This window comes from Bacillus cereus group sp. Sample62, from assembly GCF_036851315.1.
Lineage (GTDB): Bacteria > Bacillota > Bacilli > Bacillales > Bacillaceae_G > Bacillus_A > Bacillus_A wiedmannii.
On the sequence record NZ_JAFLPK010000001.1, the window covers coordinates 725,648 to 750,000 of the forward strand.

The window sequence follows — 24,353 nt, forward strand, 5'->3', positions numbered from 1 at the left end:
TAGGAGAGGGGATAAAGTAAAACTTTAATCAGCGGGGGTCTTACTGCTTGTTAATGAGGAATAAAAAAAGACTGCTGAGGAATCTCAGCAGTCTTTTTCATGTACATTACATTGAGAAGAAGATCCATACAGTTAGACCAACTGTTGCAGTTGCAACGAAGAAACTGTATATCATAGTAAGAATTTGAACTCTTCCTTCTCCTTCTTTTAAATGCATGAACATAATTAATTGTAACAACGCTTGCGCAACAGCCATTGCGATAATGGACGTTAATATCGTTGAAAGTGGCAAGTTTGTATAAAGTGCCACGTATAAAGCTAGGAACGTTAGTGCAAGCGATAAAATAAATCCGAAAACGTGTGACCATGGGAATCCGCTATGCGCATGCCCATTTGCTTGATTGTTATTTTGACTCATTTACGCCACCATCCCGTTCAAGTAAACTAGTGTGTAAATAAAGACCCAAACAAGATCGAGGAAATGCCAGTATAAGCTGATAATAAATACTTTACGAGCTGTAACTGGTGTTAAACCTCGTTTTAAAATTTGGATAATAACACAAATTGCCCAAATGATACCACCTGTTACGTGGGCACCATGTGTTCCAAGAAGAACGAAGAATGCAGATAGGAAAGCACTTGTTTGAATTGTTGCGCCTTCACCAATGTACATAATGAATTCTTCAATTTCAAAGAATAGGAAACCTGCACCTAAAAGTAATGTAAGGATGAACCATCCAAGCATTGCTTTTTGGTTGTTCTTACGCATTTCGTGAATTACGATACCACATGTGAAACTACTTGTTAAAAGTAGTAATGTTTGAATTAAAAGCGTTTTAAGTTCAAACAGTTGCGCTGGAGTTGGGCCATCTGCCGTACGGCCAGCAAGTACTAGATAAGAGGCGAAAAGTGTTGCGAACAGCATAATTTCAGCCCCAAGAAAAATCCAAAATCCTAGGATATTCAATCTGCTTTGCTCGGATTGATATTCCAAAGGTAAGCTTTTATCTAAAGCCGCCATATCATTTCACCTCTCATGCTATATGTTCTGTTTCTTTAATTTCATCAACGCTTACGTAGTAGCCATCATCATAATCGAACGAACGATAGATTAAGCAAGCTAAAATACCAACGCCGCCGATTGCTGCAAGCCAGAACCAGCTAAATACTAATGCGAAACCTGCAAGACCGAAGAATAAAGACGCAATAATAGGCACGCCAGAGTTACTTGGCATGTGAATTGGTTTTAAATCTTCTGCTGCTGGTGTAACTGTTTCTCCGCGTTTCTTCATGTACCAGAAAGCATCAGCTTCTTTGATTTCAGGAAGTTTCGCGAAGTTGTAATGTTGTACAGGAGATTGAGTTGCCCATTCAAGTGTACGGCCATCCCATGGATCTCCAGTTGTGTCACGTTCACCGTGACGAGCACTCCAAATTACGTTGTAACAAAGAATTAGGAAACCAATACCCATCATTACCGCACCAACAGATGCGATTTGGTTTAGCCATCCCCATCCAAGACTTTCAGAGTAAGTGTACATACGACGAGTCATACCGTCTAAACCTAAGAAGTACATTGGGAAGAAACAGATATTGAATCCGCTCATAAAGATCCAGAATGTCCATTTACCTAGGCGTTCGTTTAACATATGACCAGTCATTTTTGGATACCAGAATGTGAATCCAGCAAGCATAGCGAATACTGTACCTGCGATTAATACGTAGTGGAAGTGAGCAATTAGGAAGTAGCTGTTATGGTACTGATAATCAGCTGCTGCCATACCAAGCATAACCCCTGTAACCCCACCGACTACGAAGTTTGGAATAAATGCCAATGACCAAAGCATTGGAACTGTAAAACGAATACGTCCTTTATACAGTGTAAACAACCAGTTAAAGATCTTAACCCCGGTTGGAATCGAAATCGCCATTGTCGAAATCGAGAAGAATGAGTTAACCGCTGGACCTGCACCCATCGTGAAGAAGTGATGAAGCCATACGACGAAACTTAGTAAAGAAATTGCAACCATTGAGTATACCATCGCACTGTAACCGAATAGACGTTTACGTGAGAATGTACTAATGATTTCAGAGAAAATACCGAATGCCGGTAAAATAACGATATATACTTCAGGGTGACCCCATACCCAGAATAGGTTGGCCCATAACATTGGCATACCGCCGCTCGCCATCGTAAAGAAGTGAGCATCGAATAGACGGTCAAATGTCATTAATGCAAGAGCAACTGTTAATACTGGGAAAGCGAAAATAATGATAACTGTTGTAATTAAGATTGACCAAGTAAACATTGGCATTCTCATTAAAGTCATACCAGGTGTACGCATTTTTAAGATAGTAACAAGGAAGTTAATACCGGTCATTAGCGTACCGAGACCTGAAATCTGTAATGCAATTGCGTAGTAGTTATTTCCTACACCAGAAGTAAACTCTGTACCTGCCATTGGGAAGTAAGAAGTCCACCCAGCGTCTGGAGAACCACCGATTACGAAAGCGATGTTGAATAACATTGCTCCGACAAAGAATAACCAGAAACTTAAAGCATTTAAGAACGGATATGCAACGTCACGAGCACCAATTTGTAATGGTACTACAAGGTTCATTAATCCCATAACGAATGGCATCGCCATGAAAAGAATCATAACTGTACCGTGTGTTGTGAAGATTCCGTTATAATGTTCAGCATTTAAATAAGTTGTTTCTGGGAATGTTAACTGTGCACGGATCATTAAACCGTCCATACCACCACGGAATAACATGATAACCGCAGAAATAATATACATGGCCCCAATCTTTTTATGGTCAACAGTTGTTAACCATTCGTCCCAAAGCCATTTCCATTTTTTATACTTTGTTAGTACGAAAATGATTGCTAATGTCACAAGAACGATAGAAGCGTCTGCACCGTAAATAATCGGGTCACCTGTGACAAAGAATTCATCAAGCTTCACTGTGTTCACTCCAATCTGTTGGAATAATAGCTATTATTTTTTGTTTTTGTAGTAGTTGTAATCACAATATTCAAGTGATTTTGGATCTACATAACTTAAGTGGTGACTAGAGAATGTCATACGACCAACTACACCAGGTTTAACAATTTCGTTGTACTTATCTTCTGTTAGTTTAGGAGCAGTTTGTTGTACTTCTTTAACCCACTTGTCATATTTCTCTTTAGTTTTTGCTTCAACTTCGAACTCCATATGTGTGAATCCTTCACCAGAGAAGTTCGCACTACGGCCTAGGTAAGAACCAGGCTTATCAGCTTGTAAATAAAGATCCATAATCATGCCATCCATAGTGTACTTCATACCACCAAGTTCTGGTACCCAGAAAGCATTCATTGGACCGACAGAAGTCAGTTTGAATTGAATTGGTACACCAGCTGGGATGTTTAAATAGTTAACGGTTTCAATTTTTTCCTCTGGGTAACTGAATAACCATTTCCAGTTTGCAGATGTAACATAAATCTCAACTGGTTTAATATGTTTGGACTCTTCCGGAACCTCTTCCGAAGCATACGTTGCTTTTACTGTTGGAATCGATAATGCGATAACGATAATAACAGGAACAAGTGTCCAAATAATTTCTAATAATGTGTTACCGTGTTGTTCAGGTGGCTCGTAGTCCATATTCTCTGGTTTTTCACGATAACGAATCAAGATGACTGTAAACAAGATGAATACAATTGCGATAATTAATGACATAAGCAAGAATGACCAAACAATTAAATCATACTGTGCTTTTGCAACAGGTCCTTGCGGATTTAATACTGCGAGTTTCTTATCACAGCCGCCGAGGAACAGAAGTAATGATAACGGAAGAAGCGAAGCCAGCTTCCAAAACGTTTTCTTTAGTTGCACGATTGAAAATCTCCTTTCTCCTTGGATTGAAACTATGCCAATAAAACAATATAAACCTATTAATTTATAGATGGCAATAGTTTTTGTGATATTGTTAAAAAATAGACACAAATGCACACTTTTTAAGGTGAATATCATTTGTAGCTTGATAACATTGTAAACCATTTTCCAGTGAAAAACGTGATTGTGGAAATTTTAAGATAAATAAAGTTATACCAAGATATCCAAGAAATAGAAAAAAGCTATCTTATGATAAGAAAGATAGCTGAATATTCCGTATATTTAGTTTACTTCTTTTTTTAGATTTATTTGTTGTTCAAATGTGACAACTTTTTTATATTTTAATTGGTATAAAATGTAACAAAAAATCATAAATGGAATACCACAATAAAGAGCGATTCTCTGATCTGGAATGAAAGCTAAACTAACGAATGTAATGAAATTGAGTGAGAATGCTACGATTGGAACGATTGGATAAAGCGGTGTGCGATATTTTAAATCATTAATGTCCCCGCCGTTTTTTAAGAAATTTCTACGGAAGAAAAACTGTGAAGCTGCGATTGACATCCAAACTACGACAGCGGCCATAGCTGCAATAGATGTTAAAACTAAAAAGACAGTATCTGCCGCAAATATACTTGTTAATAGAGACAAACTTGCAAAAATTAGACTGAAAATTAATGCATTTAGTGGCACTCCTTTTTTAGTTAACTTCGTAAAAGCTGGACTTGCCATTCCTTGTTTTGCCATCGCCCAAAGCATACGAGAATTTGCGTATAGACCAGAGTTGGCTACGGATAATACTGCTGTAATAATAACAAAGTTCATAATGTCAGCTGCATATGGAACACCTGCTACATCAAATACAAGTACAAATGGACTTTCGACTAGATTAGCCTCTTGCCATGGGAGTAAACCTACAACAACTGATATTGCTAGGACGAAGAAGAAGAGAGTTCGCCAAATGGTATTTTTAATCGCTTTTGGAATTGTTTTTTCAGGGTTTTCACTTTCTCCTGAAGCAATTCCGATTAATTCTGTTCCTTGGAAGGAGTAATTCACTGTAATCATCGTAAGAAGAACAGCTAATGCACCGTTTGGAAATAATCCGCCATTTTCAGTGGAATTGTGAAGCATTGGCGCTGGTTTTCCATTAAAGTCTAGTAGACCGAACATAACTGCACCACCGAGTACGATGAAAATAACAATGGTTGCGACTTTTACACTTGCGAACCAAAATTCTGCTTCTGCATATGCCTTTGCTGATAATGCGTTTACAAGAAAGAGTGCTGCTGCAAATGTAACACACCAAATCCACGAAGAAACGTCTGGAAACCAACGTTTCATTAAAATACTTACAGTTGTTAACTCTACCCCAACTGTAACAGCCCAATTTAACCAATACATCCAACCGACAACAAATCCAAAACCAGGTGAAATAAATTTGCTTGCATAGCTTTGGAATGAACCTGCTTCTGGCATAGCAACTGATAATTCACCAAGACATAACATCGTTAAATACATAACAAATCCACCGACTAAAAATGCAAGAATAGCACCACCAGGACCGGCGTTATGGACGATTTGACCAGATCCCATAAATAGGCCAGTTCCGATAACACCACCAAGTGCAATCATAAATAGGTGTCTACTTTTCATGGTTCGTTTTAAATCTGTGTGTTCTACTTGTTGATTCATATGCCCCTCACCTCGTTATTTTCTTGTATGTATGAATTGATTTTCATTCCGAGTTTTTAATCATTAGTGGGGGATGTGACACATACTCGGCTTATTTATTATGAAATGAATGGAGTATGTAAAAATGCGAACTATGACTAAATACTCTAAGAATGTTTTTATTAACAAGGTGATATCTTCACTATGTTAATTATTTTGATTTTAGCAAAAATATTCAGAAAAGTATATTGTTTTTTCTTTTTATTAAAAATAATTAGAATTTTATAACGATGAAAGTGTGAACAATAATTCATAGAATCTTTCTAGCAAACTAGTAAGAAGAAAGGTACAATGATAAGAGGTATGTCTGTAAAATAATAATTAATGGAGTTTTGTTTAAAATGAAAAAGTTAAAATATCTTTTTGTTTTTGGAATTATATTTGCTGCTGCGTTTTTTATAGGGAAAGATAAAATTATACAAAAGGCGCAAGTGTTCCGTTTAGAGTTTCTATCTGAAATGAAAGAAGCGACTATGATTGAAAATGTTCCGTTTATAAAGCAGTTACCAGAATTACCTCGTGGATGTGAAGTTACAAGTTTGGCTATGTTGCTACAATATAAAGGTATACAAGTAGATAAGATGCAACTTGCTAGCGAAATTCATCGTGTTCCATTTGAACAAAATGGTTTACGTGGAAATCCTTATGAGGGGTTCGTTGGAAATATTTATACGAAGACAGAGCCAGGATATGGTGTATATAATCAACCCATTTTTAATTTAGCAGAAAAATATGCTCCTGAAAAAGTAGTTAATTTAACAGGTAGAGACGTGCAAGATATGTATAAAGTAGTTAGTTCCGGTTCGCCAGTATGGGTCATTATTAATACAACGTTTAAGCCACTAGCCGAGAGTAGTTTTGAAACATGGAATACAAGCTCTGGCGAAGTGAAAATTACATATTTTGAGCATAGTGTAGTAGTAATTGGATATGATCAAAACTTTGTGTATGTAAATGATCCTCTGAAAAATAATCCGCGTTTGGCTGTTCCGCGAGCGGAGTTTGAAAGTGCTTGGGAGCAAATGGGGAAACAAGCAATCACTATCTTATAATAATGAAAAAGTCATCTTTTTGATGGCTTTTTATTTTTAAGTTATAGCGATAGAAAATTCAGAAGATTCTTTTAAAAGTTAACAATTCACGTTATAATAACATTTAACTTGGTGAAGAAGGGGCGAAGAGAATTGGATGTTGCAAAGGAACTGGTTTTATCGAAAAATCAATTAGTTGCGTGGAGAAGGCATTTTCATAAGTATCCAGAGTTATCTTTTCAAGAAGAAAAAACGTCACAGTTTGTATTCGATATACTTCAAAAAATCCCATATTTAGAAGTGTCAAGACCTACTAAATATAGTGTAATGGCAAGGTTAATTGGTAAACAACCTGGTAAAACTATCGCGGTTCGTGCTGACATGGACGCTCTTCCTATTCATGAAGAAAATGAGTTTGATTTTATTTCTACATATCCAGGTGTGATGCATGCATGTGGCCATGATGGACATATAGCGATATTACTTGGGGTCGTACATAAGTTAGTAGAAAAAAGAGAGAAGATTAAAGGAGAGATTCGTTTTCTCTTCCAACATGCAGAAGAAAACTTTCCGGGCGGTGCAGAGGAAATGGTTGCGGCGGGTGTAATGGAAGGTGTGGATTATATTATTGGTGCTCATCTTTGGGCATCGTTAGAGGTTGGTAAAATAGGTGTAATTTATGGTCCTGCAATGGCTGCCCCAGATGTTTTTAAAATTACGATTGAAGGAAAAGGTGGCCATGCTGGAATCCCTCATGAAACGGTTGATAGTATTGCAATCGGTACACAAGTTGTTGCGCAACTTCAGCAAATTGTATCTCGCCTCACAGATCCGTTAGATTCCCTTGTAGTATCTGTTACGCAATTTCACGCTGGGACAACCCATAATGTGATTCCAGAACAAGCGAAAATTGAAGGGACAGTACGGAGTTTAAGGCATGAGTTGCGAGAAGAAACAGAGAAAAGGATTGAACGATTTGTGAAGCATGTGACGGAATCTTACGGAGCGAAATATACGTTTTCTTATGAATATGGATATCGACCGGTAGTAAATGATTATGAAGTTACAGAGGTTATTGAGCAAACAGCATTACAGCTTTATGGAAGGGAACAAGTTACTCGTTTACAGCCGACGATGGCTGGGGAAGATTTTTCAGCGTTTTTACAAAAGGTGCCAGGGACATTCTTTTTTATCGGAGCGGGAAATAAAGAGAAAGGAATTATATATCCTCACCATCACCCTCGTTTTACGATTGATGAAGATGCATTACCGATTGGAGTGGAAGTCTTCGTATCATCCATTATGAATTTTATAAGTAAAGGAGAATGAGATGAAAAAAATACACGTATTAGCGCTTATTCCAGTTTTTTGTTTAGTTGTTGGCCCCGTATTTGCTAATTCAGTTACTCCTTACGTATTAGGGATGCCGTTTTTATTGTTTTGGATATTATTATCGGTACTCATTACGTCTCTTTGTATGGGGCTTGTGTACGTATTTGATCCTGCTAATAAGGGGGATGTAAAATGATCGCATTACTTATCATTATATTATTTTTGTTTCTTGCACTATTTTTAGGAATTCGGGCACAACATGGAAAAGATATGAGTTTAGAGCAATGGTCAGTTGGAGGAAGAGGTTTTGGCACCATTTTTGTTTTTCTTCTTATGGCAGGTGAAATTTATACGACGTTCACATTTTTAGGCGGAAGTGGATGGGCATATAGTAAAGGAGCGCCTACTTTCTATATTTTAGGTTATGGTGCGTTAGCTTATATTTTATCTTACTTTTTATTGCCGCCAGTTTGGAAGTATGCGAAAGAGCATAATCTTGTTTCGCAGCCAGATTTTTTTGTGAAGAAATATAAGAGTCAGACACTTGGCATTATCGTTTCTGTCATTGGGGTTATTTCGATTATCCCATACCTTGTTTTACAGTTAAAAGGATTAGGTATTATCGTGTCGGAAGCATCTTATGGAAGGGTATCACCAGTTATTGCAGTGTGGATTGGTGCGATTGTCATAACGATATATGTAATGGTTTCAGGCATACACGGTTCTGCTTGGACAGCCGCTTTGAAGGATATTATGATCCTGTTTATCGTTATGTTTTTAGGTATATATTTACCGTACCATTATTACGGAGGATTTCAGCCGATGTTCGAAGCGGTAGAAGCGGCGAAACCAGGATTTTTATCTTTACCTGATGAAGGAATGAGTATTTCTTGGTTTGTTTCTACTATTGTATTAACAGCTCTCGGTTTCTATATGTGGCCCCATACATTTGCTTCTGCTTTCTCTGCAAAAAATGAAAAAGTATTTAGGAAAAACGCGGCAATCATGCCTCTTTATTCTTTAGTATTGCTTTTCGTATTCTTTGCAGGTTTTGCTGCAATACTGCAAGTTCCAGGGTTAAAGGGAGGGGATGTAGACCTTTCGTTATTCCGTCTCGCTCTTCAAACCTTTGACCCATGGTTTATTGGTATTATTGGTAGCGCAGGAGTATTAACAGCATTAGTTCCAGGTTCCATGCTTGTTATGGCGGCATCTACGTTGTTAGCAAAAAACATTTACCGAACAATGATCCCATCTGCTTCAGATAGACAAGTTGCTAAAGCTGCAAAATTATTTGTGCCTGTAGTAACACTTGTTGCAGTATTGTTTACATTTAAAGGAGGAGAAACGATAGGAGCTCTTCTTTTAATGGGATACAGTATAGTGACACAACTTTTCCCTGCACTTGTATGTAGTTTGTTTCCACGCCAAGTTATTACGAAGCAAGGGGCAATTGCAGGAATGGGGATTGGGTTGTTAGTGATCGCATATATTACTTTATCTGATTCAACTATAGCTACGATGTTTCCAGGTTTCCCTCAATATATAAAAGATTTAAATGTAGGTATAGTTGCATTGTTAATGAATGTGATTGTGATGTTTATCGTTAGCGGGTTCACGAAAAATGTTTCTATAAAGACAGGCAATATAATAGTAGAAAAGTAATCCGTGTGCTAGAGCTATCTTTGAAAAGAGATAGCTCTTTTTTGTATATATTTCCCTCTATTAGCGGAATCTAATTAAAAACTTGTTGAAAAGGAAGTTAGGTGGGGAAGTTGTTAGAGTTAAAAGGTAACTTGTTTGAAGTTATGAAAGAAATTAGGGACGAGTTAGGTTCACCTAATGATTTAACAATTAGAGAAGTTGTCCTTGCTGGTAGTTATACACGTTGTGCTGTTGTTTTTTTATGTGGGTTAACAGATAAGGATAATGTTTATAAATATGTAGTTCGTACACTTCAATATGAAGAAGTACAAAAAGAAGAAGCTGTTGTTCAAACGTTATTGGATCGTTTTATTTCTATTGCGGAAGTTGGCAAGAAGACAACGTTTCCGGATATTATAAATGCAATTTTAGCGGGAGATACAGTTATATTAATTGATAATATTCCAACCGCTATCGTGATTAATAGTAGAGCGTGGGAAAAAAGAAGTTTAGAACCACCGGTAACAGAAGATTTAATCCGTGGACCAAGAGTTGGGTTAAATGAAGATATTAATGTGAATAAAATGTTAATCCGCCGTGGTTTACGTGATCCGAAGTTACGGTTTCAATCTTATATTATGGGGAAGCGATCGCAGAAAGAAGTAACCCTAGTGTATATAGAAGATATTATTAATCCTTATATTGTGAAAGAGCTAGATCGGCGTCTTCAATCAATAGAGACAGATGTCGTTTTTGAGACGGGTACGATTGAGCAATTAATTCAAGATAATAATTTATCACCGTTTCCGCAGTTTTTAAATACGGAAAGGCCTGATAATATTGTGGCCTCATTAGCGAAAGGGAAGGCAGCAATATTAGTGGATGGATCACCGTTTGCTCTTATAGCTCCGCTAGTATTTGTTGATATTTTTCAATCTGTGGAAGATCATTATGAGCGTTGGGTAATAGGGACTTTATTAAGAATTTTGCGGATGGGTTCAGGTATAGTTGCGGTTTTAATGCCGGCGATGTATGTAGCGCTCGTCTCATATCATCAAGGACTTATTCCTTCTAAATTGGCGTATTCAATTGCTGGGGCAAGAGAAGGTGTTCCGTTTCCTGCATATATAGAAACGTTAATGATGGCATTAACGATGGAATTAATACGAGAAGCGGGAATTAGGTTGCCAAAACCGATGGGGCAAACAATTGGGATTGTAGGTGGTCTTGTAATTGGAGAAGCTGCGGTGAACGCAGGGATTGTAAATCCATTTTTAGTAATTATTATTGCAGTTACTGCAATTGCTACATTTTCACTGCCTGTATATAGTATTACGATTACGTTTCGGATTTTACTTTTTGTCTTTGTTTTAGCGGCGACTGCTTTTGGGCTATATGGAATTATTTTAGCTCTTATTGCACTTGCGGTTCATATTACGAATTTGAAGAGTGTCGGGGTGCCGTATACAACGCCTATTGCTCCTGCATTTTATAAAGATTGGAAAGAAGAACTTATTCGTATGCCAAAATCGATGTTGAAAGAGAGACCGGAATATTTACAAACGAAAGATGCTACATTACGTCCAAAGGAGCGAGAGTAATTGAAACCATTTGAGTATGGCGATGAAGAGATTGGATCTCGGGAAATTGGGTTTGCGGTATCTTCAACAATTATTGGTATAGGAGCATTGTCTATGCCAAGAGATATCGCTAACCAAACTTTATTTTCAGACGGTTGGATTATTTTGCTTCTGGGTGGATTGATATGTGCAGTTTTAGGTTGGTTTGTAACGAGGGTAGCTATTTTATTCCCGAAACAAAACTTTGTTCAATATACGAGTGCGCATTTAACAAAGCCTGTTGCATACACAATTAGTAGCATTTTAGTATTAACGTTTGCTGCTTTGACAGCATATGAGTCACGAATGATTGCAATTATTTCACAAACGTATTTATTTAGTGATACACCGATACAACTACTGTCTTTCTTCTTCTTATTAGTCGTTATTTATGGAATAGCAGGATCAAGAGCTGCCTTATTAAGGTTAAATGTTCTATTCTTGCCTATCGTTTTAATTGCGATAGTGCTTCTTTCTTTATTGAATATAAATTTAATGGAAATAAATAATTTACTACCAGCTTTTCAAACGAATATCAGTCAATATGCAGTTGGCGTTAAAAATTCTATTTTTACGTTTATTGGATTTGAGGTAGCTTTATTTTATGCGGTGTTGTTAAACGATAAGACAGCGAAAAAAGCTCCAATGGCAGTTGCAAAAGCGGTGATAGTAAACGTGTTGTCATACATTTTAATATATGTAACTTGTATTAGTGTTTTTACGTATATGACAACGCGTGGATTGACATATCCAACAATTGAATTAGGGAAAGAAATTGAAATTGGTGGGGGTTTTTTAGAAAGGTTTGATGCAATTTTTTTTACTACTTGGATTATTACTATTTATAACACGACAGCAATGTATTATGACGTCGCATCTTTATTGTTTTGTGCTATGTTTCCGAAAGTGAAGAAACATATTTTTATTTTCGTAAGTGCCCCTATTATTTTTATGGTGAATATGATACCGAGTAGTTTAAATGATTTGTCAAATTACGGTACGTATTTAGCTTGGATAGATATGGGGTTTGTTGTGTTAGCACCTTTGCTCGTTTTTATTGTATATAAAATAAAAAAAAGGAATGGTGGAAATGAAACACCTTCTTAAAATCATAATGGTTATGGTTTTAGCTGGATCTATTAGTGGGTGCTCTGAGCTAGAAGAAATAGAAGAAAGAGGATTTGTAGTAGGTGCAGCCTATGATATTGTGAAAAAAAAGAAATCAAATCCAATTATGAAAGGGACGTATCAGATGGTACTCCCCAGTAAATTGTCGCAACAAGGTGGACAAGGTGGTGGAGAAAGTGAAAATTATATTAATGTGAGTGCGAAGGCAGATAGTGTCTTTGAGCAAATACGAATTATTGCCAAAAAAATTAGTCGCTCACTATTCTTTCCGCACATACAAGTGATAATTTTTTCTAAAGATTTACTAGCGAATCCATATGTTTTACAAAATACGTTAGATGTATATATTCGTGATCATGAGATGAGAAGAAATATTCGTTTGTTCGTTTCTAAGAAAAATGCAGAAGCTATTTTAAAGCAGAGTGCCAAGCCTGAGAACTTACCGGCGCAGTATATTGATATGTTAGCTGAGCATCCTCCGAAAAATGCTCAAATGATTGAAGCTGCAAGAATTGGTGAGGTACAGCAAAAAATGATTGCTAACCAAAGTTTCGTATTACCTATTCTTGAACTAACAAAACAAGGGGTGCAAATGAACGGGGCGGCGTTATTTCGTGGAAAAGATAATAAGTGTGTAGGCAGTTTGAATGGAGAAGAAACATTAGGAATGAATTATGTAATAGGTAAAAAAATTGGAGGGTTCTTTACCATCCGTAAACAAGGTCAGCTTGTTACATACGAAATTCATAAGATGCGCCGAAAGATTAAAGTATCTACGGAAAATGCTACAAAACCGAAGTTTGATATCCATTTATCTTTGGAAGGGACTTTAGCAGAGTTACATTTTAGTGATCATAAACAAATTATGAATGAAAAGCGATTAAAGAAAACCATTGCGGAAGAAATGGAGAAGCGTATCCAAAAATCGATTAAGCTTGTTCAAAAAAAATATAAGGTAGATGTATTAGCGTTAGGAGAAGTATATAAGCGGCATAATTATAAAGAATGGAAGAAGATAGATAAGAATTGGGATCAAGGTGAAAATTACTTTAGTAATGCGGAGGTTACTGTTCATGTTCACCCGACAATTGAGCATTCCGGTTCCGCCTTACCGAAAAGAGTGAAATAAGGTGATGTAAGTTGTTTACTGGATTAGGGATTAGTTGCACAATATTAATGGCAGTTCTTCCGGGAGCCGTATACTTTATTCATAAGAAACTCACAACGTATGGAGCACAGCCTTGGAATACTGATGCACAAAAAAAGAAACCTGAATGATTTCAGGTTTCTTTCGCGCAAAGCATATGTGAAGGGGGATACCTTCTATGTATGCTTTGCTTTTATACAAGCCCTAACCAATGTACCAATTGTGTAGAGAGGAATGTCACAACAATTGCGATAACGGTAGGGATTGCAAACGATAAGAATGTCCATTTTGCACTTTTTGTTTCTTTATATATGTTAACCAGTGTTGTTCCGCATGGGAAATGAAGAAGTGAGAACAACATTGTGTTTAACGCTGTTAACCAAGTCCAACCATTTTCTAAGAATAGATTTTTAATTTGATTAAAATCATCTATTTCAGTTAAAGCTCCAGTTGATAAATAAGACATTAATAAAATCGGGATAACAATTTCATTAGCTGGTAGTCCAAGAATGAACGCAGCTAGAATAAAACCGTCAAGTCCTAACATTTTAGCAAATGGATCTAGGAAGTTTACAAAATACATAAGTAAGCTTGTGTCACCGATAAAAATGTTAGCAAGTAACCAAGTTAATGCAGCCGCAGGGGCAGCTACAACGACAGCTCGTTTTAAAACATAAATAGATTTATCGAGTGTTGCACGTACAATTGTATTCCAAACTTTTGGCTTACGGTACGGTGGTAACTCAAGAGTGTAGTGAGTTGGCACGCCTTTTAAAGCTGTTTTTGATAGTACCCAAGAAACAGTTAATGTCATAATAACACCAATTACAACCATCCCAACTACAACGCCGGCAGTAACTAATGTTTGCATACTACCTGTATAACCAGCAGCCATAAATAATGAAGCCATTAAAATTAACATAGGCCAACGACCGTTACAAGGAACGAAGTTGTTTGTTAAGATTGCAAGCATACGTTCACGTGGTGATTCAATAATACGTGTTGACATAATAGCGGCTGCATTACAACCAAAACCCATTGCCATTGTTAAAGATTGTTTGCCGTGTGCGCCGGAGCGTTTGAATAAGCGGTCCATATTAAATGCAACACGTGGTAAGTATCCGTAGTTTTCTAATAGTGCGAACATAGGGAAGAAGATTGCCATAGGTGGTAACATAACGCTAATAACAGCACCGATACCACGGAATAAACCAAGTATTAAAATGCCATGTAACCATTCAGGTGCATGCGCTGCTTGGAACCAAGATGTTAAATATCCTTCGGTCCATCCGAAGAATTCAGCAATCATATCAGACGGTACGTTAGCGCCTGCAATTGTAAGATAAAAAATAATAGATAAAATACCGAGCATAATTGGAAATCCCCAAATTGGAGATGTGAAAATTTTATCTAGTTTTTCAGAACGATACAATTTATCAGTATTTGTATATTGAACAGACTCTTTACATATGCTTGCAGATGTTCGATAAATATCTCCGACAATATCATCTCGTATATCTTCTTTTGAGAGTGCTTGTGCATGTTGAATAATATAGTCTAATGGAAGAGCCTTACTGGCTGAGTGAGATTCCATTCATTACGACCTCCCTTACAAGTGGTTCTTTATGGTGTTTTTGAAGTGTAGTTAAGAAGTTTTTATCTCCATCTAATATACGTAACGCAATCCAACGTGCTGGATACGTATCACCGAACACTTTATAAATTTGTGGTTCTAATTCCTGAATCATATTTTCAATTTTTTCACTGTAAGAAATTTTAATTGGTGTTGGAATTAATTTTTTGTTTGCTACTTTAGCGATAACACTTAGCAAATGCCCAATACCTACTCGGTTACGAGCAGAAATTTTAACTACAGGTACACCGAGCGATTTTGCTAATTTCTTTTCATCAATAACGATGCCCTTTTTCTCCGCTTCATCAATTAAATTAATACAAATGACTACATTGCTTGTCATTTCCATCACTTGGAGTGCTAAATTTAAATTTCTTTCCATTGCAGTTGCATCTATAACAACTACAGTTACTTCTGGTTTTTCAAATATAATATAATCTCTTGCTACTTCTTCATCCGCAGAATTTGAATATAGTGAGTAAGTTCCAGGTAAATCTATTAATGTATATTTACTTCCGTTATGTTCATATTCCCCTTCAGCTTTTAAAACAGTTTTTCCCGTCCAGTTTCCAGTATGTTGTTTTAAGCCTGTTAAAGTATTAAATAATGTACTTTTCCCGGTGTTCGGGTTGCCAGCTAAAGCAATACGATGTTTGCTCATCTGAAATCATCTCCTATTAATACCCCGAAAATAAGGGAACTTTCTTCCTTACGTAGTGCGATAGTTGTATTGCTTACTTGATAAGCGACCGGATCTCCAAGCGGACTGCGCTGTAATACTTTAATTGTTGCCCCAGGGATAAATCCTAAGTCTAATAAACGTCGTTTCATAGTTCCTTCTAATTGTATCTTCTCAATTTGTACAAACTCTCCTGTCTTAAATTCGGAAAGTGGTTTTGTATTAGCCGATACCATAAAAGTTACCTCATCTCTATATTGTTTGTTTAAGTTTAAAAAGTTTCCTTAGGTAAACTTTTTGTTAATAATATAGTAGACTACATTGGATGATGCTGTCAATTGGTACTTTAAAAATATTCATTTATTTTTAGAATTGTTCCAATTTATTTAGTTGTACTAAAAAATATTACTGAAATTCTGTTGAATGTAAATAAAGTAAGAGTGTAAAAGTTAAAAGATACAATGGATTTGTAAATGTATTTTTAATTAAAAGGGGAAAAGAGCGAAAAACATTTACATTGAATTTACATTGTTAAGAATAAATTTACATTACAGCTTAATTCGTGTGGATTTTGTTGGGTTCTTTAACTATAAATGTTGGGATTCCTAGCTTTTAAGGGTTATTATCGTCATTTACTTAAAATTAAAAATTGCTTAACACTCACATAATATTGTTGTCCTACAATGAATTTGTGTTCGAAAGAAAATGAATTCGAAAAGTGATAATCCAAATGGGGGTACAAGACATGGTTATGAAAAAAGGTATTAAATTTTCTTTAGCGGCTTTAGTGGTGGCAGGAGCGTTAGTTGGATGTGGGAAAGCAGATGATACAGCTAGTAAAGAAACTGCTAAAGGAAGCGATAATACAAAACAAGAATTATCAGGTACGATTGCAGCAGCTGGTTCTACAGCTCTTCTACCTCTTGCGGAGGAAGCTGGAAAGAAATTCATGGAAAAAAATTCAAAAGTTTCTATTCAAGTGCAAGGTGGCGGTAGTGGAACTGGGATTAACCAAGTAGCATCGGGTGCAGTACAAATTGGTAATTCAGATGTTCCATCAGGAGATAAAATAAAAGATGCTGAAAAAGCGAAAGAATTAGTAGATAACAAGGTTGCGGGTATTGCATTCGCACTTGTCGTAAATAAAGATGTAAAAGTTGATAACTTAACAGTGCAACAAGTACAAGATATCTTCACTGGGAAAGTAACAAACTGGAAAGAGGTAGGCGGGAAAGATGAAAAAATCAACGTAATTAACCGCCCAGCTTCATCTGGTACACGTGCTACATTTGAAAAGACAGTTATGAAAGAAGCGAAAATTAATGATGGAACTGGTACAACACAAGATTCTAACGGTGCAGTAGAGCAAGCAATCAATTCTACTCCAGGTTCAGTAAGTTATTTAGCGATGTCTTACATGGTGGGCGATAAAAAGGGTGCGCTACAAACAGTGAAAATTGATGGTTCTGAACCAAAAGTTGAAAACATTTCGTCTGGTAAATATCCATTCTGGTCTTACGAGTACATGGTAACAAAAGGTGAAGCGAAAGAAGCAACGAAAGCTTACATTGATTATGTAAAAGGAAAAGACTTTGAAAAGCAAGTAGAAGATATGGGTTACATCCCAATGTCTAAATTAAATAAGTAATAAATTTTTATGGGGCTGGCTGCAAGGCCAGTCCTGTTCATTTCAATCTATGAAGTGGGGTCTGACCTGTGATGAAGGGGAAAAAACAAATTAATTACGTAAAAAGTGAATATATAGGAAGATCGCTTGTTACGTTTTGTGGTATTTTTATTGTTTTAATTACATTAGCTATTATTGCGTTTATTTGCGGTAAAGGTATTCAATCTTTTACACAAAGCGGTATCTCATTTACTGAGATGTTAACATCGACAAAATGGAATCCAAATGCTGACGAAGGAACCTTCGGGGCTTTGATTTTTATTGTAGGTTCAACAGTGGTTTCGTTAGGTGCGGTTATTATTAGTGCGCCAATTGCTATAGCTCTTGCTATATTCATGAATTTAATTTCGCCGAAGTTTGGAAATAAAGTATTGAAGCCTGTTTTAGAATTATTAGTTGGTATTCCTTCGGTTGTATACGGATTATTAGGGGTTACGATTTTAGTGCCACTATTACGTGATTCGTTCGGGGGAGTGGGCTTTAGTCTAATTGCGGGTATTGTTGTATTAAGTATTATGATTTTACCTACTATTGCTAGTATCGCTTCTGACGCAATACGCTCTGTTCCATTTGATTATTTAGAAGCTTCTTATGGTCTAGGATCAACGAAATGGCAAGCGGTTAGCCGAGTGATTGTTCCTGCTGCGAAAAAAGGGATTTTAACAGGTGTTGTTTTAGGTTTAGCGCGTGCTTTCGGTGAAGCATTAGCGGTTCAAATGGTAATCGGGAACACAATTAAATTACCAGAAGGAATATATAGCCCGACAGCGACGTTAACTGGTATTTTGACAATGGACATGACAAATACATTAAACGGAACTGCTTGGAATAATGCGCTATGGACTTTAGCGATGATTTTACTTGTTATTTCATTCCTGTTTATTTTAGTAATTCGAGCGATTGGGCAAAGAGGTGAGCGATAATAATGAATGCAAGAACGGTAAATAAAGTTTGGACAGGTATCTTTTATGCAGTTGCAGCTTTAGTTGTAGCTCTGCTAGTATTCTTAGTCTTTGAGATTTTGCAAAAGGGATGGGGATTTTGGGATCCTAATTTCTTGTTTGGAGAACCAAGTAATACAAGAGCTGGTGGTGGGATTGGTCCACAGTTATTCAATTCTTTCTACATGCTTGTTATAACGCTTGTTATATCTATTCCTCTTGGGTTAGGTGCTGGAATATATTTAGCAGAGTACGCAAAACAAGGGCGTTTTTTAAATTTTGTTCGTTTATGTATTGAGACAATGGCGTCTTTACCTTCTATTGTTGTTGGTTTATTCGGTTTGTTAGTGTTCGTTACAATGACGGGCTGGGGATACACAGTAATGGGTGGTGCTCTTGCTCTAACTATTTTAAACTTACCAGGTTTAACACGTGTTTGTGAAAATGCAATTTCAGAAGTTCCTCCTAATGTAAAAGAGGCAAGTCTTGGATTAGGTGCAACGAAGTGGCAAACGATCGCTCGTATTATTATTCCGTCGTCATTACCGCAAATTATTACAGGTATTATTTTAGCGGCGGGTCGTATATTCGGGGAAGCGGCTGCACTGATTTACACAGCGGGTTTAACATCCCCGATTTTAAATTCAGCAGCGGACTTCTCAAGTCCTGCGCATCCTTTAAATCCATTTAGACCAGCTGAAACATTAGCGGTTCACATTTGGAAGCTAAATTCTGAAGGAGTTATTCCGGATGCAAAATTGATTGCGACAAAATCTGCAGCTGTATTAATTATTATGGTATTACTATTCAATGTTATTTCACGCTTGATAGCATCTGTATTACACAAACGTTTTACAGGAACGAAAAGAAAAAGTAAAACGACGAAGAAAGTAAAAGCAGCATAAATTATAAACAGGAACTCTCTATTTATAAGTAGGGAGTTCTTTTTGTATTTTAATATAGAAGGAATGGATGTAATGATTGTTGAATTTGTAATTGATTATATAGATGAATAGGTTCAGATGAGAGGAGAAGTTAATTTGTTTTTTCTGCAAATGTCAGGTTTTCCTGGATCGGGAAAATCGACAGTTTCTAAGTATATAGCGAAGTTAACAGGTGCTGTAATTGTAAATCATGATGTTTTGAAATCGGCATTGTTACAATCGTTAGAAATGAAAGGGATTGAATCGACGATTGTTGGAGGAGTATCATACGATGTTGAATGGGCATTGATTGATTCTTATTTAGAACAAGGGCATAGTGTTATATTGGATAGTCCATGTCTATATGAAGGGATGGTTGAAAAAGGAATGAAACTGTCTAATAAACATGGTGTAAAATATAAATATATCGAAGGTTATCTTAATAATATGGAAGAGATTAACAATAGGCTGCGAACACGTAAACGTATGGTCAGTCAGATTGGAAAAGTGGATTCGGAAGTAGCTTTTAAAAAGTGGTTAGATGGTAGTAAAAGACCTTTAAATAGTGAATATCTTATTGTAGATTCTGGTAAACCTCTAGAGCGATATGCTCAAAAAATGATGGATTATATCGGTAAGTAGAGAAAAGGGCGTTATCTTCAAGAATGAAGATAACGCCTTTTTCTTTAAATATCAGGTGTTTCTGTAGAAGTGTTTATTTTTCTACGAGAGCGTCTTTTTCTCCCGATTTTATCTAATAGTTCATACATAACTGGAACGACTACTAATGTAAGAACGGTTGAGACTGCTAAACCACCGATGACAACGACGGCAAGACTTTTTGATACCATGCTTCCTGCTTGCGATTGACCAAATAGGAGAGGAAGCATAGCGACGATTGTCGTTATAGCTGTCATAATAATTGGACGTAATCTAGTGGATCCCGCTTCTAGTAAGGCATCTCTTGTTTCCATTCCGTGTTCCCGATTTTGTTGCACTCTTTCTATTAATACAATAGCGTTTGTAACGACAATACCAATTAACATTAATGCGCCGATCAAGGAATTTACATCAACGGGTGTTCCTGAAATAATTAATCCTAAAATACCGCCAACAGCAGCTAATGGCAGGGAGAACAAAATTGCAAAAGGAGCGCGCGCCTGTCCGAAGGTGATAACCATAATTAAATATACAATCCCGATTGCAATCCCCATAATTTTGAATAAATCTGTGAAGTTCTCTTGCATAGATTCAGTTGCACCTGCAATAGTTACTTTTGCGCCGCTAGGTAAGTCTAAGTTAGCTATCGTTTCGTTTACTTCTGCGCTTACTTTACTTAAATCTTCATTTGAGGCCTCGGCAGTAATTTGAATCGTTTCTTTTCCGTCTTTATGGAAGACTTCTGTTTGAAGTTGCTTTTCTGAAATAGTTGCAATGTCTTTTAAAGGAATTGGTCCATTGATAGGTGATAGTATGTTTGTATTTAAAATGTCTTCTTGTTTAGTAATGTTTTCTTTTTTGTGTTCTATTATAATAGTTGTTTTTTCATTATTGATTGAAACTTCACCAATAGGTGATTTCTTCATAAGGAATGCTACTTGTTGTGCTGCTAATTCTGGTGTTAAGCCTAGTTGTTCGGCCTTTGTTTGATCAACATGGATTTGCCATTCTTTCTTAGAGTCTTCTAAATTTGTTTTTACTTTAGAGAGAGCAGCCATATCTTTTAGTTTTGTTTCGACGATAGTAGCAGCCTCTTTTAAATTCGTTTCGTTAGTTGCTGTTACGTTAAATTGCAAATTGTTGCCACCACCAGAGCTTGAATAACTCGTTTTTATATAATCTAGTTCAGCAGGCTCAAAAGCTTTATGTTCTTTCTTTAACTCTTTAATATATTGATCAATATCAGAGCCTTTCTTGAAGACTACAAATATACTGGCAAGATTATTTTTTGTCGTTTGCCCCCATTGTGCATCTTCTGCGCTAGATCCCATTCGTAAAATAACATCTGTTACATCCGAATTAGAAAGTAATTTCTTTTCGAAATCGAAGGCCTTTTGTTTTTGTGTTTCAGGAGCGTAATCAGCTGGGAAAGTCATATTAATAGATAACATTGTGTCGTCTTCAGATTTTATGTTCGCTTTCGGTAGTAATACATAGGCTGCAATCGATCCTGCGAATAATAAAAAAGCAGTAAGTAAAATAATGAATTTATGCGAAAGAGCCCACTTTAATGTAGCGACATATCGTGGTGAAGAACTTGGCTTTTTGTGCTTTGTTTTTTTGAGTAGTAAAAAAGCCATAAGTGGAACAACTGTTAGTGCAACGATTAAGGATGATAGTATAGAATATACAACTGCTAATACCATAGGTAACATCAATTTTCCGATTACTCCTGATACGAGGCCGATAGGTAAGAAAACAGCGACTGTTGTTAAAGTAGAAGAAGTAATTGCGACGGCGACCTCTTTCGTTGCATCGAGAATAATATCTTTAGAGAAAGATTCTTTTTGTAAACGACGGAAAATGTTCTCGATGACAACGATACTATCATCAACGAGACGTCCAACTGCAACCGCTAAACCACCAAGAGTTAGAGTGTTAAGTGTGATGTTAGATTGATGTAGTAAAAAGAGTGTTAATAAAATAGATAATGGAATACTGACAACAGCGATGAGTGTCGTTCGGAAGTTACGCAAAAAGATTAAGATAATTAGAGTTGCAGCAATTGCTCCAAGAATTACTTCTTTGCCCATACTAGTAACCGCATTTTCAACTTGCTCATGAGTTGAGGCTAAAAGTTTAATAGAAAACTGATCTTTATATTGTTTACTTATATCTTTGATTTTCTTATCGATTTCCTTTCCGATTGCAACTGCATTTTTACTTGGCTCTTTCATGATGATTAATCCGGTTCCTTCTTCTCCGTTTATATGTGAGATTGTATCGTAGTGTTGTTTAAGTTCAATTTGAGCAACATCTTGTAATCTTACTTGAGGTGCAACGGTTATGTTTTTAATATCATCTACATTTTTTATATCCCCAATGACGCGAAGGTTATATTCTTCTTTATTAACGGTAATTGCTCCAGCTGGAGTGGAAGTTTCTTTTCCTTGTAAAACTTTTAATATTTGTTCTGTTGCTACGTTTTTATCTTTTAATTGGTTTGGGTCTAGTGTGATAGATAATTCAGAGGCTGATTTTCCGAAAAACATAACGTTGGCAACACCATCAATGCTTTCGAGTTGTGGTACGATTTCTTTTTCGATTTGTTTTTCATCTGCTTTTGAAAATCCGTTTTGCTTCTGGATAGCAATTTGAGCGAGTGGAATCATAGAAGTATTTAATTGGCTAACTATGGGTTTAGTTGTATCTTTAGGTAATTTAATTGTATTAATGGCCTTTTCGACTTCGCGTGCTGCGTCTTTCATGTTTGCTTTGGATGTATACGCGATATCGATGCGTGATAATCCCTCGTGCGTAGAAGAGGTGATGCTGTCGATGTGCTCTAAATTGCGAAATTGTTTTTCGAGGGGATCAGTTACTTCTTTCGTCATCGCTTCAGCGTCGAGTCCCTGAGATAAGGTTGTGACAGTGACTGCAGGATTATCGATGCTTGGTAAAAATTCCATAGGTAATTTAGATCCGGAATAAACGCCAAGTACGGAAATGAGAAAAACCATGATGATAACAGCGGCGCGGTTCTTTAATGAAAACTTTGTTAACCTATCCATAAAGTAATTCCTCCATTGGTTTATTTATAGTTGAGTACGTCCTTTCTTACTATATAACAAAAAATGGATATTTTTCATTAATTAAATGTAAAAAAATTCTAACAATAATCTTAAGTTAATGTTTTTGTTGGAATTTCTTTATTTATTCCGTTATTCGCCGAGCGATAAGACTATTACCTAATCGAGCTGTCTGTAAACAACCGATTCGTTCAATTAATAGTTTGTGTGGAGGAACAAAACTAAAAATCGGCATGTTTGCTTTATGTAGGAAGTGGTGAATCTATTTTTTAGTTTGGATTGATTTGTTTTTTATATTGTTAGTCTATAGAGAAGTGAATGATCAGGGCGTTAATATAGAAGAGAATGAAAATCTAGGAAGGGGTTATGAAATACAGTTTGGTTAACTAGAGTGTATTGGTATACAATTTAAATAGCTGTTTTCCGTAGATGGGATGAGGCGTCTCTATATAGAAGAAAGTAGGATGGATATTTTTTTGTGTTTTTTTTGAAAAAACACTTGTTATTTAAAAATCATGATGGTATATTAATAAACGTCGCTGATGCGGAAACGCAGAAAACGACAAAAAAGAAATTTTAAAACTTAGTTGACATCAAAAAATGAAGATGTTAATATGATGAAGTCGCTTCTGAAGTGGCAGACAAGTTCTTTGAAAACTGAACGAAACAAACAACGTGAAACGTCAATTTTTATTTTTAGATGCTAGACAAACTAACTTTATTGGAGAGTTTGATCCTGGCTCAGGATGAACGCTGGCGGCGTGCCTAATACATGCAAGTCGAGCGAATGGATTGAGAGCTTGCTCTCAAGAAGTTAGCGGCGGACGGGTGAGTAACACGTGGGTAACCTGCCCATAAGACTGGGATAACTCCGGGAAACCGGGGCTAATACCGGATAATATTTTGAACTGCATGGTTCGAAATTGAAAGGCGGCTTCGGCTGTCACTTATGGATGGACCCGCGTCGCATTAGCTAGTTGGTGAGGTAACGGCTCACCAAGGCAACGATGCGTAGCCGACCTGAGAGGGTGATCGGCCACACTGGGACTGAGACACGGCCCAGACTCCTACGGGAGGCAGCAGTAGGGAATCTTCCGCAATGGACGAAAGTCTGACGGAGCAACGCCGCGTGAGTGATGAAGGCTTTCGGGTCGTAAAACTCTGTTGTTAGGGAAGAACAAGTGCTAGTTGAATAAGCTGGCACCTTGACGGTACCTAACCAGAA

21 protein-coding genes and 1 rRNA gene (1 of these 22 cut by a window edge) are annotated in these 24,353 nt (G+C 36.7%); 13 read left to right on the forward strand and 9 right to left on the reverse strand.

From position 1 onward, the window contains the following. Positions 1-106: 106 nt before the first annotated feature. From qoxD to J0835_RS03630, 5 genes are all read right to left on the reverse strand, one after another. A complete protein-coding gene (gene qoxD / locus J0835_RS03610) occupies positions 107-418 on the reverse strand; it encodes a cytochrome aa3 quinol oxidase subunit IV (protein ID WP_087979469.1) in 312 nt (103 codons plus the stop codon). Next, positions 419-1,021, reverse strand: coding sequence for a cytochrome aa3 quinol oxidase subunit III (qoxC, locus tag J0835_RS03615; protein WP_087979470.1), 603 nt, complete (start codon positions 1,019-1,021; stop codon positions 419-421). 13 nt (positions 1,022-1,034) lie between these two features. Then, on the reverse strand, positions 1,035-2,969 hold the full coding sequence (gene qoxB, locus J0835_RS03620; protein WP_048562936.1) for a cytochrome aa3 quinol oxidase subunit I: 1,935 nt from the start codon (positions 2,967-2,969) through the stop codon (positions 1,035-1,037). 33 nt (positions 2,970-3,002) lie between these two features. Further along, positions 3,003-3,878, reverse strand: a complete 876-nt coding sequence (locus tag J0835_RS03625) for a cytochrome aa3 quinol oxidase subunit II (RefSeq protein ID WP_001176181.1) — start codon at positions 3,876-3,878, stop codon at positions 3,003-3,005. Between the two features lie 282 nt (positions 3,879-4,160). After that, on the reverse strand, positions 4,161-5,576 hold the full coding sequence (locus tag J0835_RS03630) for an amino acid permease (RefSeq protein WP_087979471.1): 1,416 nt from the start codon (positions 5,574-5,576) through the stop codon (positions 4,161-4,163). 380 nt (positions 5,577-5,956) lie between these two features. On the opposite strand from J0835_RS03630, the gene J0835_RS03635 reads away from it, so the two are divergent. The 8 genes from J0835_RS03635 (at position 5,957) to J0835_RS03670 (ending at position 13,647) form a co-directional block, all read left to right on the forward strand. Then, positions 5,957-6,667, forward strand: coding sequence for a C39 family peptidase (locus J0835_RS03635; protein WP_087979472.1), 711 nt, complete (start codon positions 5,957-5,959; stop codon positions 6,665-6,667). A gap of 132 nt (positions 6,668-6,799) precedes the next feature. After that, positions 6,800-7,975 (forward strand): amidohydrolase, encoded by a 1,176-nt coding sequence (locus tag J0835_RS03640; protein ID WP_087979473.1) that lies wholly within the window; start codon positions 6,800-6,802, stop codon positions 7,973-7,975. A gap of 1 nt (position 7,976) precedes the next feature. Beyond that, complete coding sequence (locus J0835_RS03645) at positions 7,977-8,174, forward strand: DUF3311 domain-containing protein (RefSeq protein WP_087979474.1); 198 nt, start codon at positions 7,977-7,979, stop codon at positions 8,172-8,174. Further along, positions 8,171-9,643, forward strand: a complete 1,473-nt coding sequence (locus J0835_RS03650; RefSeq protein WP_087979475.1) for a sodium:solute symporter family protein — start codon at positions 8,171-8,173, stop codon at positions 9,641-9,643. The genes J0835_RS03645 and J0835_RS03650 overlap by 4 nt, the downstream gene beginning before the upstream one ends. 101 nt (positions 9,644-9,744) lie before the next feature. Beyond that, positions 9,745-11,223: a spore germination protein GerLA gene (gene gerLA, locus J0835_RS03655; protein WP_140386668.1), complete on the forward strand. Its 1,479-nt coding sequence runs from the start codon at positions 9,745-9,747 to the stop codon at positions 11,221-11,223. After that, complete coding sequence (gerLB, locus tag J0835_RS03660; RefSeq protein ID WP_087979476.1) at positions 11,224-12,348, forward strand: spore germination protein GerLB; 1,125 nt, start codon at positions 11,224-11,226, stop codon at positions 12,346-12,348. It begins immediately after the preceding gene. Further along, the gene (locus J0835_RS03665) at positions 12,332-13,498 is read left to right on the forward strand and encodes a Ger(x)C family spore germination protein (protein WP_140386669.1); all 1,167 of its coding nucleotides are present in this window, start codon (positions 12,332-12,334) and stop codon (positions 13,496-13,498) included. The genes gerLB and J0835_RS03665 overlap by 17 nt, the downstream gene beginning before the upstream one ends. Positions 13,499-13,509: 11 nt before the next feature. Continuing rightward, positions 13,510-13,647: a hypothetical protein gene (locus J0835_RS03670; protein ID WP_087979478.1), complete on the forward strand. Its 138-nt coding sequence runs from the start codon at positions 13,510-13,512 to the stop codon at positions 13,645-13,647. A 62-nt stretch (positions 13,648-13,709) separates the two neighbouring features. Here the strand turns inward: J0835_RS03670 and J0835_RS03675 are convergent, their stop codons facing one another. Genes J0835_RS03675 through J0835_RS03685 form a run of 3 tightly spaced genes read right to left on the reverse strand, consistent with a single transcriptional unit; the run spans position 13,710 to position 16,064 of the window. Beyond that, positions 13,710-15,110 (reverse strand): nucleoside recognition domain-containing protein, encoded by a 1,401-nt coding sequence (locus J0835_RS03675; RefSeq protein ID WP_087979479.1) that lies wholly within the window; start codon positions 15,108-15,110, stop codon positions 13,710-13,712. Then, positions 15,088-15,810: a FeoB small GTPase domain-containing protein gene (locus J0835_RS03680; RefSeq protein WP_087979480.1), complete on the reverse strand. Its 723-nt coding sequence runs from the start codon at positions 15,808-15,810 to the stop codon at positions 15,088-15,090. The genes J0835_RS03675 and J0835_RS03680 overlap by 23 nt, the downstream gene beginning before the upstream one ends. Continuing rightward, positions 15,807-16,064 carry a FeoA family protein gene (locus J0835_RS03685; RefSeq protein WP_000252989.1) on the reverse strand — a complete coding sequence of 86 codons (258 nt, stop codon included), beginning with the start codon at positions 16,062-16,064 and terminating at the stop codon, positions 15,807-15,809. Before J0835_RS03685 ends, J0835_RS03680 begins: the two co-directional genes overlap by 4 nt. Positions 16,065-16,573: 509 nt before the next feature. On the opposite strand from J0835_RS03685, the gene J0835_RS03690 reads away from it, so the two are divergent. The 4 genes from J0835_RS03690 to J0835_RS03705 all read left to right on the forward strand — a co-directional run bounded on the left by J0835_RS03690 (position 16,574) and on the right by J0835_RS03705 (position 20,021). Then, on the forward strand, positions 16,574-17,476 hold the full coding sequence (locus tag J0835_RS03690; RefSeq protein ID WP_000245097.1) for a phosphate ABC transporter substrate-binding protein PstS family protein: 903 nt from the start codon (positions 16,574-16,576) through the stop codon (positions 17,474-17,476). Between the two features lie 71 nt (positions 17,477-17,547). Further along, complete coding sequence (gene pstC / locus J0835_RS03695) at positions 17,548-18,438, forward strand: phosphate ABC transporter permease subunit PstC (RefSeq protein WP_000676675.1); 891 nt, start codon at positions 17,548-17,550, stop codon at positions 18,436-18,438. Between the two features lie 2 nt (positions 18,439-18,440). Next, a complete protein-coding gene (pstA, locus tag J0835_RS03700; protein ID WP_087979481.1) occupies positions 18,441-19,361 on the forward strand; it encodes a phosphate ABC transporter permease PstA in 921 nt (306 codons plus the stop codon). Between the two features lie 135 nt (positions 19,362-19,496). Next, entirely contained in the window at positions 19,497-20,021 is a 525-nt protein-coding gene (locus J0835_RS03705; protein WP_087979482.1) for an AAA family ATPase, read from the forward strand. Positions 20,022-20,065: 44 nt separating this feature from the next. Here the strand turns inward: J0835_RS03705 and J0835_RS03710 are convergent, their stop codons facing one another. After that, positions 20,066-23,110: an efflux RND transporter permease subunit gene (locus J0835_RS03710; RefSeq protein WP_087979483.1), complete on the reverse strand. Its 3,045-nt coding sequence runs from the start codon at positions 23,108-23,110 to the stop codon at positions 20,066-20,068. Positions 23,111-23,846: 736 nt separating this feature from the next. On the opposite strand from J0835_RS03710, the gene J0835_RS03715 reads away from it, so the two are divergent. Continuing rightward, positions 23,847-24,353 (forward strand): 16S ribosomal RNA (locus J0835_RS03715) (it continues 1,045 nt past the right edge of the window).